The following is a 13,863-nucleotide window of genomic DNA, read 5'->3' as shown; positions in this document are numbered from 1 at the left end:
GGCAGGACGCGACCCGGCAGAACACGTCCCGTGGGCGGTCATGGCGTCCGGCCACCGCGATAGCGGCGTGGGTTCACGCGTAGGTCCCCTTAGGAGCCCGTCCTCGGCTCCCGTCACCAAGCTCACCTGTCACCGGGATGACAAGAACATGGCGCGCATTTCCCTTTTCCGCTCTTGCGTGACAATTCACGAAAACGTCATTCCACCTACGCGTGACAAGATCGGCGCGTAAAGAAAAAGCAAGATATCTTTCCCTTCCTCGTTGGTGACTTTCCACCTACATTCGGCTGCGAGCCCATTCAACGACGAAAGGACCTGACATGACGGAAACCCTCGTACGGAAGGGTGTTCGGCGGTTCTGCGCGGCCGGGATCGCGGCCGCGGTCGCCGGCACGGTCATGTTCGCCGCGGCGGGAACCGCTGCCGCCGTCGAAAAGAATCTCACGTACAAGGGCGGCTTCCCCCTCATCGGCGACCAGCAGGTGGCGGTGGTCGTGAAGGCGGAAATCCCGGCGGCGGCGAAGGCCGGGGAACCGGTTTCCGTGCCCTTCACGCTCGACGTCGACGCCGGTCAGGCCGCGGGCGACGGGCTGCGGCTCGTCGGTGCCAAGAAGCTCTCCGGCACGATCAGCTCGAAGGTGAACATCGCCCTCGGCGAGCAGAAGATCGCGATCCCCATCGAATTGCCGATCCCCGACACCGAGGTGCCCGCCGAAGGACCGCTGAAGTTCACCGCGGCGGGCAAGGTCGACTTCACCGTCCCCGCGGGGACCCCCGCCGGTGAGGCCACCAGCAGCGTGGACGCCGCGGCGACCTCGCACATCGTCACCGACAGCTCCCTCGGCGAGTTCGACGTCCAGCTCGCGCTCGACCCGCCCGGCCAGGACGCCGTCCTCGGCAAGACGACCGTCAGCTGAACCCCCGTCTTCCCCCGGCTCGGCGAGCCGGGGGAAGACGCGTCTCGACCTCCAGTGCGCTGGAGGTCGCAAGCTGTCGATCAGGTGGATTTGCGGCAGGTGCGGTCTCGAACACCCCGCCACTCCCGAGCCTCCCCGGTGCGTTCGCGATCGGGCACTGGTCGTTCGTCGCGGTGACCCCGGCGGGCACCCTGCTCCGGGATCCGCCGTTCTGGTCGACGAACGCAATCGCGAGTGGCTGCCCGCGCCGAATCCGGCGTTCGAGTTCCGGGACGAGCGGGTGGAACCCTTGCCGGGCCTCGAACTCGTCCGGCTCGGCGGGCATATGCGCGGCAACGCCGTGGTCAGGACGCCGGACGGCGGCATCCTGACCGGGACACGATATCGGGTGGGCTCGCGCCGGACTGGATGTCGTTCCAGCGCGATTTTCCCAGCACATCCCGCTGTCGGCCGCCGTGGTGCGCCGCAGCGCCGAAACCCACATCCGGTGGGTGAACGGCGACTTCGACCACCTCACTTGATCGCGGTCTTGTCCTTGTTGCGGAAAGTCAACGCGATGGCCCCCGCCATCGCCATGAAGAACGCGACAACCCACATCCCGGCGCGGAAGCTCCCGGTCAATCCCTGCAACCAGCCGGTGAGGTAGGGGCCGACAAAACCCGAAAGGTTGCCGAAGGAGTTGATCAGGCCGATTCCGGCGGCGGCGCCGACTCCGGTCAGGAAGGCGTTGGGGAGCTGCCAGAACACCGGGATCGCGGTGAACACACCGACCGCGCAGAGGGTCACCGCGATCATCACCCACAGCGGCGAGCCGAGATACAGCGCGCCGGCGATCGCGACCGCGCCGACGAACGCGGCGATGGCGACGTGCCCCGCCCGTTCGCCGGTGCGGTCCGAATGGCGGGCCCACAGCACCATGGCCACGGCGGCCACCGCGTACGGGATCGCCGTGATGAGCCCGATCTCCACGATGCTGTAGTCGGTCTGGAACTGTTGCTGGAAGCCCTTGATCACCTGCGGAAGGAAGAACGCGAGCACGTAGAGGCCGAAGATGATCCCGAAGTAGACGGCGCTCAGGGCGAGCACCCGCGGATCGGTCAGCGCCGATCGGGTGCTCACCTCCTTGCCGACCGCACGGGAGTCTTCCGCGTCGATGGCCGTCTGCAACGCCGTGCGCTCCCCCGTGGTCAGCCACTTCGCGTCCTTCGGTTTGCTCGGTAGCAGGAAGAACACCGCCACCCCGAGCAGAATCGACGGCACCCCTTCGGCGAAGAACATGAAGCGCCAGCCGGCGTCGAAGCCCAGGACACCGTCGCCGTGCTTGATGAGCAGGGACGAAACAGGACTCCCGATGACCGACGAAAGCGGCACCGCGAGGAAGAACAGCGCGACGATCTTGGCCCGCTGTTTACGCGGGAACCAATAGGTCAGGTACAGGATGATGCCGGGGAAGAACCCGGCCTCGGCGATTCCGAGCAGCACGCGGACGATGTAGAAGCTGACCTCGCCCTGGATGAACGCGGTGGCCGAGGCGACGATGCCCCAGGTGACCATGATCCGCGCGATCCAGATCCGGGCGCCGACCTTGTGCAGGATGACGTTGCTGGGCACCTCGAAGAAGAAGTACCCGACGAAGAACAGGCCCGCGCCGAGCCCGTAGGCGGTCGAGCTGATGCCGAGGTCGGCGTTCATGGTGAGCGCCGCGAACCCGACGTTGACCCGGTCGAGATAGTTGAGCAGATAGAGCAGCCCGAGTAACGGGACCAGCCGGATCATCGCCTTGCGCACCGCTGACGCGGTGGACACCTCTGCCGTCTGTTCGTCCATCCGCGCGAGTGTAGAGGGCGATCAGAACAGCGGAGGCAGGAACGCACCGAAGTCTCCGCCGGCGGCCCGATCGGCCGGGTCCGGATCCACCTGGACCGAATCGGGGTTCCGCGGGTCGTAGGTGACCCGCACCGTCGAACCGCGGGCCGGGGCCTGCGTCGGCGAGGTGATCATCGTCGCGACGACGGTCCGCTCACCGCCGTCCGCAGGAAACCGGACCTGGACACGGAACCGCGGACTCCCCAGCACCCAGACGTTCGTGAACTCGACACCGAGCACGTGCCCGATCACCCGGCGACCGGTCCGGGCCAGCGCCTGCGCACGGTCGTCCGCCTCGGCCTTGGCGACGAAAGCCCGCCCCAGCACCATGATCATGACCAGCGCCGTCACCCCGGCCACCGCCGGCACGAGATACGGCTCGTAGTAGACGATCCAGTCCGCCTCGGTCCAGGGGTCGGACGGCAGCCGGTGCCCCACCGACTCGGGCGGCGTCCAGGACGGGATCGCGACGCCGCTGCCCAGCGCGACCCCGAGGGACGCGGCGAGGCTGCTCGCCCGGAAGCCGACGCCCATTCCCCGCAGTGACATCCCGCCGCCCCACAGCATCGCGAACCCGAGCGACGAAGCCACCGTGATCGAGACGCTGAAGAACAGGACGAGCGAAACCGCCGGGCCCGCGTCGGGCCCCCACGCGTCGACGCGGTTCAGTGACATCAGCCGGAGGCCGTCCAGCAGCCCGAGTGCACCCGACCAGCCCACGGCCGCCCAGGCGAGCGTCGTGGGCACGCCGAGCAGCCACAGGCGCAGGCCGGGACGGCGAGTCCGCCGAGGGTCTCCCGGCAGGCCGAACTCGAAGGACGCGAACATAGCCGTCGCCTCTCTGTTGGTGGTGAACCCGCGACCGCGCTCGCGAGCCTTCGGTAGGGGTTCATGCGTATGGTCACTTCTCCGGGCCAGTCGCGGCGTCGCTACCAGCACTAGTGAGAGGCAAGTCGACCGTGGCGTGCTGAAATCAGAGACAGGCGCGAAATCGCTCAAGAAGCCTGGTGTGACTGCAACTGTCCACAAAGGAAACCTTGATCTCAGTGCCCGCTATTGTCGCCGCCGTGGTTCTTCCCCGCGTCCGCCCCAGGCGCACCGGCGCAGCCGACGAAACCTGATCCACACCCCTGCCGAAGTACGTGACGCCCTTTCCTGCCATCAGCGAAGGAAACGAGGCCGTCACGGACCTGCGATCAGTCGAAGCCTGAATGCAGTAGGTATCCCAGACACTCTTGGTTCGACTTGCTCCGCGCTATGCGATCGGGCCGAACACGGCGACCTTCGCCGGGTCGGCGGGGTCGACGCGGGCCTCGTGGCGGGTTCCGGGCGCGTATTGCTGGATCGTCGCCAACGGCGCGATCAGCTGCGTCACCGTCCGGTAGGTGGCGCCGTCGGCACGGGTGACCTCGAGCGTCGCGGTGTACTGCGCCTGTCCGGCGATCTTCCGGCCGGTCGGCTCCAACGCGCGGATCACCAGGGTGGCGGGCTCGCAGGTGTCGTAGAGTCGCCGCAGTTCGGTGCCGTACGCCTGGAGTTCCCGCTGCTGGCGCAGTTGCTCGTCCATCGGCAGCGCCATGAACGCCGCCATGTCCGGGTCGGAGCCAAGGCTCCGGAAGGCCTGCGCGGCCAGCTGCGGAGTCGGCAGCCGCGGGGTGATGTCGTGACCCTGCGCGGCGGCGGCCTGCCGGAACTGTTCCGCGTGGCGGTGGAAGTCCTGCTCACCACGCGCCATGCCCTGCTGTGTCGCGTCGTTGATCTTGTCGCGGATCTTCTTGAACATCAGTCCCGCCTTTCGCCGTGTCGTTCGTGTTGGACACAGCTTGGGCGGACCGGCTTGCTACCGAACCCAGGTTTTGCCGTCGTCGGTCGCGTCGAGGCAGGTCAGCGGCGCCCAGAAGACCGGCGAGCCGGCCGGTTCGGGCTTCTCGCGCCAGCGGGCGAGCCGTGACCGCTGCCAGGCGCACAGCTCGGTCACCGGATCCTCCCCGGCGAGCGCGGTGTCGACGGCGATCACGAGTTCGGACATCGGGTCCGCACCGGGCACGGCGGCGGAAGTCGGCAAGGCCCAGACCGTCGCGGCGACCAGCCTCGCGCCGGCCGCGACGGCGGCGAGCAGCACACCGAACGGTTCGGCCAGGCCGAAATCGCTCGCGCTGGCGCAGCCGATCAACGCCACCCTCGCGGGCATGGTGTCCATTCCGGACAACACGAGGTCGGCGGCGGTGAACGGCCGGTGCGTGCCGATCGGGGCGGCCGTGCCGGGGAGCTCGGCCGAACAGGACAGATGCACCGCGGTCTGCGCGCCGTACTCGTCGCGGACCCGGCTGACGTGTCCCACGAACACCAGGCGCGAACAGGGCCGCGACAAGAATTCGGCGAGCAGCCGGCGGTCGGTGTCGGTACGGCGGACCAGCTCGAGCCCGCGTCCGGCGGCGGGCAGGACCGGACCTTCGGCGATCCGCGCGTCGAGATGGCGGATCAGCGGCGACGTCGCCTCCTGCTTGCCGAGCACGGAACCCAGCTCGCCGAAGGCACTCTGGCCGGGGATACGCGGGTCGAGCAGATAGCCGGGCGGGCCTTCGGCGGCGGACGGGCGGCGTGGGATCGCGGCCGGGGCGAGCAGTGAGACGTCGGCGACGTCCAGAACGCGCTCGTCACCGTCGAAACAGGTGCCGATCTCGTCGATCCCGAGCACGTGGCCTGCCCGCCGGTCGGGCAGGGCGAGCAGTCCCCACGGGACACCGGCGAGGCTCGGGGACGGCTGGACGCGCAGGAGCGGGCGGTTTCCGCCGTCGGCGGCACGCCGGAGCCGTGCGACCAGGTCGGCGGGGAGGAGATCGAGGGCGAGGACGCGGGCGAGACGTTGTTCCCCGGCGAAGCTGCCGAACGCGTCTTCGCTCAGCGAGCGCCGGACGGCGTCGGCGACGCTCTCGCCTTCGCGGGGCGTGGGGGACGCGGCGTCCAGAACCTGACGAGCGGTCGCGACCAGGGCGAAGTCGATCGGATGCGTGTGGACGGTGTCGAGATCCTCCGTGGTCCGCCAGGTCAGGAAGGTGTGCCCGGCGTCGGCGAAGCGCAGGAGGAACGTCTCGCGCCCGGGCTTGGCGGCGGGCCAGGTCTCGACGGTTTCGGCGACCGGACGGGGCAGCTGATATCGCTCGGCGGCGAGGCGGAGCCACGGGTCCAGCTCCATGGGCGACGAAGGCGACCAGCGCAGCGCGGGCGGCGGGGCGAGCCGCAACGGAAGCGACGACGTGACGGAACCCAGCGCCGCCAACGGAAGTCCCTCGGCCACCGGCTCCACTTCGAGGGTGGGCGGCGCGCCGGTGAGGTCCAGCGAACGCCCCTCGACGCCCGTGTACGCCCCGGCAGCGCAGGTGCGCTCGATCAGTTCCGCCGCCAGCCTCGGCTCCTGGAGCCTGGCCAGCAGCGCCATCAGCATCTCCGTCGCCGGGCCGGCGACGTCGCGGGCCCAGGCCGTTCGTGCCTGCGGCGCGGTGAACTCGAAGCGATATTCCGCCGCCGCCAGCGCCAGGGGGAGCAGCAGATCCAGCACCGAGCGGAGGTGCTCGCCGTGGGCGAAGCCGACCGTGGCCGCCACGAAATCCGTGTGCAGGCGATCCGGCCAGTCCCCCGACGTCCGCGCCGACTCCCGGGCGCGGGTCACGTGCTCCCCCGCCGTCGCCCAGTCGCCTTCGGCCGTGGCACAGCGGGCCAGCGCCACGTCGAGCCGCCGAAGGCCCGGAACGTCGGCGTTGGCCGTCCAGAGCTTTCCCGCGTGCTCGAACTGTTCCCTCGCCTGCGCGACGTCACCCGTGTAGAGCAGCAGCGTGCCCAACGCGTGGCTCGCCTCCGCGACATCACCGTTCAGACCCGCGTCCGCGAGTTCGTCACGGGCGGCGACGATCGCGGCGACCGCTCCGGGAAGGTCGCCGCCGAAGGCCCGGCCGGCCGCCAGTTCGATGCTCGCCCGCGCGGCCAGGGGACGGCCTTCCTCCTGGGCGCTCAGCCGAAGCAGATCCGCGCGCGCGTCGGCGTCTTCGCCGCCCGCCTGGCGGACGCGGGCCCGTTCGGCTCGCGCCATCGCCTGCAGCGCCGCCACCTGCCCTCGCACCTCGTCGATCTCCGCGATCGCGGCCAACGCCGCCAGGATCTCTTCGAGCGCGGCACGTGCGCCCGCCATGTCCCCGGCGGCGATCTGGACACGCACGTCGAAGATCCGCAGTTCCAGCTCGTCCGCGCCATGCACGTCGAGCAACTCGGGCGGATACTGTTCCGGCCCCTCTTCCTTGCGCAGCGCCGCCCGGCGCCGTTGCCCGGCGATCAGCTCGCGTGCCTTCACGACATCGCCTTCCTCCGTGCTCAAGGAGATCAGCACGCGCTCGGCGACCTCCCGGGAGCCTTCGATCATCCGGAGTTCGGCGTATTGTCCATAATGGACTATCGCGGTGGTACTGACCTCGAAGACCTGGAGCACGGCTTCGGCGCACTGGCGAGCGTTGCGCAGGTCACCGGCGGAATAGCAGACGGTGGCCAGATCGCTGACCGCGGCGAGATCGAGATCCGTCCGGTCCAGCCGCTGCGCGATCTCCCGCATCTTGCCGTACGTCCGGTGCGCGCCGACGACGTCCCGGGTGACGGCGAACCGTTTGGCCTTGTCCTGGAGCTTGACCGCGTCGACGAGCAGTTTCCGGTACTGGCGTTCGGACAGCGAGCACGCGGGCAGTTCGCCGTACGGCTCCGGATCGAGCCCGAAATGCCGTGCGACACAACGGCAGTTGTACCCGTGTGAGGTGGCCGGACCCAGTCCGGGCGGGAGCGGCCGGTCCGGCGGATTCCGGGGCGGTGGCATGCCGACGAGCACGTCAGAACTCCTCGTCGGCGGAAGCGGCCGCCGCCCGCTCGGCGAGCGTCCTGGTCTCCGGTGGGCGGGCTCGCACGAGCGCGACCACTTCCGCCCGGTCTTCCGCCGTGGTCTCGGCGACCCCTTCGTCCGTCACGCCGACGACAAGGGTGATCTGTCCGGGTAGGACACGAGCGGCGAGCCTGGCCGCGGCCTCGTCCAGGCCGGCCGTGCCGGTGAACCGCCCGGCGCCCAGCGACAACGGCACTTCCGCGAACGGCTCGCCCTCGTGCGTCGCGAACGCGGTGATCGCCGCGTCGGCGAACGCGCCCGCGACAGCGACTTCGAGCCGGGTGGCGGCCGCGCCGGCGACGATCCGCCACGTCACCGTGTCCTCCGCGGCGTCCAGGATGCCCGGCGGCACTCGTGCCCAGTCGACGCTCGCTCGTCCGCTCGCGAGTACGCCTTCGCCGGGTGTGGCCGGATCGACACCCGCGGCCAGCGCGTACGCACGTTGGCCAGGTACCGCCCTTTCCAAGCGAGCCGGCACTTCCGCCGCCGCTTCGGCGCGTACGGCGTCGTCCTGGTCATCGAACCAAGCCGCGAGGCGAGTGCACAGCGCCCGGACTTCGGCGGCGACCGGCGCCGCGGCGACGAGAAGGCCGTCGTCCGCGATCGCCGTGTCGAACAGCTCGGCCGGGGTGGCTTCGAAACCGTCGAGGATGCCTTCGGCCACGTCCTCCACGTCCGCCGTCGCGACCGCCGTTTCGAGGTCCAGCAACGCCGGATTCAGCGAGGGAATGCCGAGCGACGGACCGGCGGGCCACCAGCGACGCAGCCAGAGCAGCAAAGCGAGTCGGCCCAGTTCCGGCGTGGCGGCGAGGTCCGCCTGGCCTTGGCCGAGCGCGGCGAGACCGGCTTCCGCGCCCGCGAGCCGGGTCAGCCACGGCTCGGCCGCCCCGGCGTCGGTGAGTTCGAGGTGCATCGTGGTCGTCCGGCCGGCGAGGAGATCGGCGAGGGGAAAGTGGATGAGGCCGCCGTCGGCCGCGAGTACGGGTGTGTGCACCGGATGTGTCACGAGACGGCCTCCAGATCCGGCAGACGGGCCGTGAGCGAGCGGCGCACCTTCGTCCGCAGATCCAGCGACGTCGAACGGACCACACCGGTGACGAGATCGCGTACGTCCGCGGCGTCGGCCGGCAGGTCACCCCGGACGTCGAAACCGTGCAGCCGGACCCACAACCGGCTGAGGAACTGCTTGGCGAACTCGCGAAGATCGCGCAGGAGTTCGGCGTCGGGCCGCGGCGTGAGCGGCGTGGTCCCGGCGAGGGCGCGGCGGGCGTGCAGGACGTAGCCCTCCCGCGCCACCTGGGCGTTGAGTCGCCGCGCGAATTCCGGGACACCCGCGGGCGCCGCGCCGTCGAGCGGTCGCAACGCGGGCGCGAGGACGACACCGAGCGCGAAGCAGACGGCCAACGCCGGCTGGCCGAGCCCGAATCCGGCGGCGACCCTGGCGAGTTCGTCGTCGACGAGGTCGGCGACGGGAGCCCGCTCGTCCGGAGGAAGACGGCGCAAGGTCGCGCGTACCCGTCGTTCGACACTGCGTTCGAGGAGTCCGGCCCCGGTTTCGTCGCGTCGGTCGAGAGGTGGGACGGCGGTGCGTTCCCCGCGCTGGAGTCCAAGATCCGGAGCCGGGAGCCCGGAAATCTCTCGGACGGCTTCGGTCAGGGACCGGGCCCCGCCCGGCCGTCGCAGCCCGAGTCCGAGGGCGTGCCCGGCGGCCGAATCGGCGAGGGCACGCCAGGCGGTGTCGGAAAGCTCGTGGACGAACGTCCGGAGGGCGGAAAGGTCGTGCGGCAAGGGGGATTCGGCGTACCAGCGGTGATGCAACTCCTCGGTCAGCTCCGCGGAACGCCGGGGATCCGCGAGATACGCGGTGAGCTGGTCGACACCCGCCGCGCCGCTCTCGCCGTGCAGCTCCCGCAGCGCCGCCGCGGCCGTCTCCGCCGCGTCCGGACCGGGTGTGCCGAAGCCCGTGGCCAACTCGTACGCCAGGGGGAAACAGACGTCCTGGACGTTGCCCGCCGTGATGCGCAGGGCACGGCGCCGGCGTTTGAGGTGGGTGAACCACGCGGCCGTCGCACGCAACCGATCGGCGTCGGCCAGCAGCAGCTCCGTCACCTCCGCCGCCGCGACCTGGTCCAGCACGGGACGCCCCAGCCGAGGACGCGCCGCCGTGCGGATCACCAGCGGGTCGATGATCTTCTTGATCGTCCGGGTCAGCGGTCCGCCGTCGGCCGACGACAGGATCTCGACACCGTCGATGCGTTGCCAGGCCTGGGTGAGGACGGCCGAACGCAGCCGGGGCCCGCCCGATTCCGTCGTCAACCGACCTCCCCTCGTACCGGTCGCGACTCTATCCGAGAGTCGTGGCGAGGCCGGTCGGTGACGCGTGACGGGCGGCCGGCGGATGTCGCGAGCAACCCGAAGCGCTGCCCGTGAAAGCCGGTCGAACACGATCTCCGCGATTCCGCACCATCTGGATCGAACCCGTCGGCTAGTACACGGCCGGATGCTCGACGGTCCGTGAAGGCCTCCTTGAGAGACCCTGGGTCCCTCAAGGAGGCCTTCACGGACCACCGGGGAAGCATCGGAAAAGCTCAGGCCGCTTCCGCCGCGAGGACCTCGCGGGCGACGAGTACGCCGCCGACGAAGCCCATCGGCATCACGATCAGCGCGGCGAACGGGATCAGGCACAGCAGTGACACGGGAAGCCCCAGTCCGAGGGCGAGCGCGCGATGGCGGCGCAACAGCGTCCGCCGCCGCTTCAGATCCATCCCGCGCCGGTAGAACGGCACGGCGATCAGTTCCAGCGCCAGGAACCACGCCGTGACCAAGGCCAGCAGGACCGGCACGACGGTTTGCCCCACCACAGGGATGAAGCCCGCGAGCAGGAGCGGGATCGTGAACATCAGCGAGCGCAGCACCAGGGACAGCCCGTCTTTGAGGCCCATCACCAGCAACCGCCACCACGAGAGGTCCACCGCGCCCGGCACCCCGCCGAGGTCGTCCTCGACCTGCTCCGCGATGTGCTCGTAGAACGGCCCGCCGACGGCGAGGGTGAGCGCGGTGAACCCGATCATGGCGATGGCCAGCACCGCCCCGAACACCGCGACCCCGACCGCCACCCGGACCGTCGTCTGCCAGCCCGGCGACCAGTCGTCGGCGAACGGGGTGATCAGCAGGGAGAGATCGTCGATCCAGAACGCCAGCGCGACGATCCCGCCGATCAGCAGCAGCGTGGTCAGCACCGCGGGCAACGCCCCGATCAGGAGCAGCTTCGGCGATCGCGCCAGGATGCCGAGCCCTTGCCCGAACATCCGGAAACCCTTGAAGAAATCCCGCATCGGACCTTTCTACAGTGTCCGGGATGTCCGGTCGTGGCCGCGGTCCTCAAGGCACCCGGAGCCGCTGCCCCGGGTTGAGCAGGTTGCCCGGCGCGTACCGGGCCTTCGCCTCGGCGAGCTTCGGCCAGGCGGGGCCGAAGTGCACGCGCCAGTCCTCTGTGGACATCGGCAGCGCGTTGGTCGGGTATGCCTTACCGCCCAGATCCCGTGCCTTCCGGTAGAGCTCCACGTTGAGTTCCAGCAAACGCGCGTTGTGCAGCGGGTCGTGGGGGGAACCGGCGCGCAGCGGGCAGAAGAGCCACGAGAGCTCACCCGGGGGCACGCTGAACAGCGGGGTATTCAACCGGTCGTTCCGCACCGGATAAAGCAGGATCAGTCCCGTGGCACCCAGTTCGGGTTCGCCGGTGACGGCGAGGGTTTCGGCCACGAAGTGCTCGACCGTGTCGTCGGTGAGGAACACGTTCAGCCAGGGGTGGGGATGAAACCAGCTTCCCTCCGCACGCAAGGCCGCCTCGCCGTCGGCCATCCGGTTCAGGAAGTCGAAGTACGTCGTGTCCTCGTCTTCGGATTCGCCGAAATCGAGCGAGTGCAGCAGCGCGTCTTCGTCCGGCTCGCCGGGCGGCGTGGAGTAGGCGACCGCCTCCAGCATGTACCGCCAACCGCCGTCGACGGGGATCAGCTGGCCCTCCACGTAGTCGAAACGTCCATCGCGGACGACGGCGCGCTGATCGGCCAGGAACACCGGAAGGGAGTCGTAGTAGAGCTTCCACCGGCGAGCCCGCACCGGGGCCGGGATCAGGCGCAGGGTCGCGCGGGTGACGACCCCGCATTGCCCGAGACCGGCGAGGACGGCGTCGAACAGGTCCTTGTCTCTCTCGCGCGAGCAGGTGACCACCTCGCCGGCGCCGGTGACCACCTCCAGTTCCACCACGCTGTCGGTCTGGGTGCCGTGGTGGTGGGCGGCACCGCCGATCCCGCCGACCACCAGCGTGCCCGCGACGGTCAGCTCGAGGTAGTCGGTGAGCGCCGGAGGGGTCAGCCCGTGCGGCAGAGTCGTTTCCAGCACCTCACGCCAGCGAGCACCCGCGTCCACGGAAACCAGCTCGCCGGTGACCACCCGGCGCGGCGGCAGCGCGGTCATGTCCAGCAGGATCCCGCCCTCGACCTGTCCCTGACCGTACGGCGAATGCCCGGCACCGCGGGCGGCGACCGGCAGCCCGCGCGCGGCGGCGAACCTGAGCACCACGGCCACATCGGTCACCGAAGCGGGCCTCACCACCAGGCCAGGCCTGGCGTGGACGAGGTTTCCCCAGTCCCGGCTCACGACGGACAGCTCCGCTTCTCCGGTGAGGATCTCTCCGGCGATGGCGGGCAAGATCTCGGCGGTCATACCCGCACGCTACCGAGTCCGGGCATGTCCAAGCGCGATTTTCACCGACGCGAACTCCTGCCTCCGCTGCGAGATTGACGTGACGTGCCGAGAAAAGGCTTCCACTGGCCAACAGTGGGCGCGAAGATCGCCGAACCGCACCAGCGCCGCTACGACGACGAGCCGACCAGGGAGGGCCGCGGCTTCAGCCACCGTCCGCGAGTGAGCCGCTGCCGCCGGGGCCGGTCACGATCACCCTGCTGCTCACGGCGGTCCCGAACGGGACGATCGTGACCTGCCAGGTCTGCGGCGAACCGACCTCGATCGTCGCCGTCGCCCTCCTGACCAGGGCGGGCACGCGGTCGGCCGCCAGTTCGCGGAGGTCGAACCGCGGTACCCGGGCCTCCGTCGGCGCGAAGACCACGGTCAGCCGCCGGTCCTCGACGACCGCGGTGAGCACCCGGGAAACGTCCGCGGCCTGCGCCAGCGCGTCGATCGCCCGGCGCAATTCCCCTTCTCCCAGCAGGGATCTGTCGACGTCCACGGTCGCGGATCCCGAGGACGACGTGGTCACGCTGGACTCGGTCTCTTCCGTCGGCGCCGGTGCTTCCGGGGTGAACAACTCCGCGCGGAACAGGAACAGCACGAGCGCGGCGCCGAGCAGCACCCCGAGGATCGTGAACGCGCCGTGAGCGCAGCCCTCCGGCGGTTCCTGCACCAGAGTGGACTCCGGAGCGGACTCGATCGCGGCCGCGGCCACGCGACGCTCCCACTCCGGTGACGGCCGCTCCACGATCCGCGCCTTCCACGGCCGGTCCGGCGGGTACTGGACGACGAGGACGTTGCCCGGCCGGTGATTCGGGATGTCGACCAGGTTGATGCCGTGGGTGACCTTCAAACGGTACGACGTCTCGCCGTCGGGGGCCACGGTCAGCACGAAGTCGACCGGGATGTCGCCGGTCTCGGTGCCGCCCGCCCGGAGGCTCTCGATCTTGGCCAGCGCGATGACCGGGACGGTCGCCGCCTCGCGGGCGCGGCGCGGCACCCCGGCGAGGTAGCGCAGGATCCCGTAACCGACGGGGAGTCCGAGGCCGGCGACGATCAGCGGAACGTACTCGATGACGATGCCCACGACGAACGCGCACAGGGTCGTCCCGAAGACGATCCCGGCCAGGAAACCGCGGACAAGGGCGAGTGGCGTCAAGATGACTCCAGATTTCCGGGCGGCGCTCGGTCCGCGGGCAGCCGGTCACCGAGGCGGGGTGGCACCAGAGCGCCGGCACTTCGGGCCGGTCACGGAACCTCGGTCGAGGGTGACCGCTCAGGCGCCCGTCCCGGGCATGGGCCGGGTCCACTGTGTTCGTCACGCTCGCCTTCGTTCGGTCGCACCCAGTCTTCGTCGCACCCGGCGCTACCGAACCCAACTTTCCCGTTCCTAATTGTGTTAGGCAATTTCCG

Annotated in this window: 10 protein-coding genes; 1 reads left to right on the top strand and 9 read right to left on the bottom strand. The window is 70.1% G+C overall.

Features of this window, described 5'->3' with window-relative positions; genetic code table 11:
• The first annotated feature begins 320 nt into the window (after nt 1–320).
• Nucleotides 321–917 carry a DUF6801 domain-containing protein gene (locus P3102_RS16220; RefSeq protein ID WP_276370200.1) on the top strand — a complete coding sequence of 199 codons (597 nt, stop codon included), beginning with the start codon at nt 321–323 and terminating at the stop codon, nt 915–917.
• 513 nt (nt 918–1,430) lie between these two features.
• Here the strand turns inward: P3102_RS16220 and P3102_RS16215 are convergent.
• The 9 genes from P3102_RS16215 to P3102_RS16175 form a co-directional block, all read right to left on the bottom strand.
• Nucleotides 1,431–2,744, bottom strand: coding sequence for an MFS transporter (locus P3102_RS16215; RefSeq protein ID WP_276370198.1), 1,314 nt, complete (start codon nt 2,742–2,744; stop codon nt 1,431–1,433).
• Nucleotides 2,745–2,765: 21 nt separating this feature from the next.
• The gene (locus P3102_RS16210; RefSeq protein WP_276370196.1) at nt 2,766–3,611 is read right to left on the bottom strand and encodes a DUF3592 domain-containing protein; all 846 of its coding nucleotides are present in this window, start codon (nt 3,609–3,611) and stop codon (nt 2,766–2,768) included.
• Nucleotides 3,612–4,038: 427 nt separating this feature from the next.
• The gene (locus P3102_RS16205) at nt 4,039–4,566 is read right to left on the bottom strand and encodes a hypothetical protein (protein WP_276370194.1); all 528 of its coding nucleotides are present in this window, start codon (nt 4,564–4,566) and stop codon (nt 4,039–4,041) included.
• A 57-nt stretch (nt 4,567–4,623) separates the two neighbouring features.
• On the bottom strand, nt 4,624–7,650 hold the full coding sequence (locus P3102_RS16200; RefSeq protein WP_276370192.1) for a hypothetical protein: 3,027 nt from the start codon (nt 7,648–7,650) through the stop codon (nt 4,624–4,626).
• A gap of 1 nt (nt 7,651) precedes the next feature.
• On the bottom strand, nt 7,652–8,707 hold the full coding sequence (locus tag P3102_RS16195; protein WP_276370190.1) for a hypothetical protein: 1,056 nt from the start codon (nt 8,705–8,707) through the stop codon (nt 7,652–7,654).
• Nucleotides 8,704–10,017: a hypothetical protein gene (locus tag P3102_RS16190; protein WP_276370189.1), complete on the bottom strand. Its 1,314-nt coding sequence runs from the start codon at nt 10,015–10,017 to the stop codon at nt 8,704–8,706. The genes P3102_RS16195 and P3102_RS16190 overlap by 4 nt, the downstream gene beginning before the upstream one ends.
• 272 nt (nt 10,018–10,289) lie before the next feature.
• Complete coding sequence (locus P3102_RS16185) at nt 10,290–11,036, bottom strand: EI24 domain-containing protein (protein ID WP_276370187.1); 747 nt, start codon at nt 11,034–11,036, stop codon at nt 10,290–10,292.
• A gap of 46 nt (nt 11,037–11,082) precedes the next feature.
• A complete protein-coding gene (locus P3102_RS16180) occupies nt 11,083–12,426 on the bottom strand; it encodes an FAD-binding protein (RefSeq protein ID WP_276370185.1) in 1,344 nt (447 codons plus the stop codon).
• Nucleotides 12,427–12,610: 184 nt separating this feature from the next.
• Nucleotides 12,611–13,609 (bottom strand): hypothetical protein, encoded by a 999-nt coding sequence (locus tag P3102_RS16175; protein ID WP_276370183.1) that lies wholly within the window; start codon nt 13,607–13,609, stop codon nt 12,611–12,613.
• Nucleotides 13,610–13,863: the final 254 nt, after the last annotated feature.

Origin of the sequence: Amycolatopsis sp. QT-25, from assembly GCF_029369745.1 — a bacterium.
In the GTDB taxonomy this organism is placed as follows: Bacteria; Actinomycetota; Actinomycetes; order Mycobacteriales; family Pseudonocardiaceae; genus Amycolatopsis.
This window is presented reverse-complemented; position numbering and strand designations above follow the sequence as displayed.

Excerpts from the sequence above, each read along its gene's own strand:
- P3102_RS16205 (WP_276370194.1), bottom strand. The coding sequence starts at position 4,566 with ATGTTCAAGAAGATCCGCGACAAGATCAACGACGCGACACAGCAGGGC.
- P3102_RS16180 (WP_276370185.1), bottom strand. The coding sequence starts at position 12,426 with ATGACCGCCGAGATCTTGCCCGCCATCGCCGGAGAGATCCTCACCGGA.
- P3102_RS16220 (WP_276370200.1), top strand. The coding sequence starts at position 321 with ATGACGGAAACCCTCGTACGGAAGGGTGTTCGGCGGTTCTGCGCGGCC.
- P3102_RS16185 (WP_276370187.1), bottom strand. The coding sequence starts at position 11,036 with ATGCGGGATTTCTTCAAGGGTTTCCGGATGTTCGGGCAAGGGCTCGGC.
- P3102_RS16215 (WP_276370198.1), bottom strand. The coding sequence starts at position 2,744 with ATGGACGAACAGACGGCAGAGGTGTCCACCGCGTCAGCGGTGCGCAAG.
- P3102_RS16210 (WP_276370196.1), bottom strand. The coding sequence starts at position 3,611 with ATGTTCGCGTCCTTCGAGTTCGGCCTGCCGGGAGACCCTCGGCGGACT.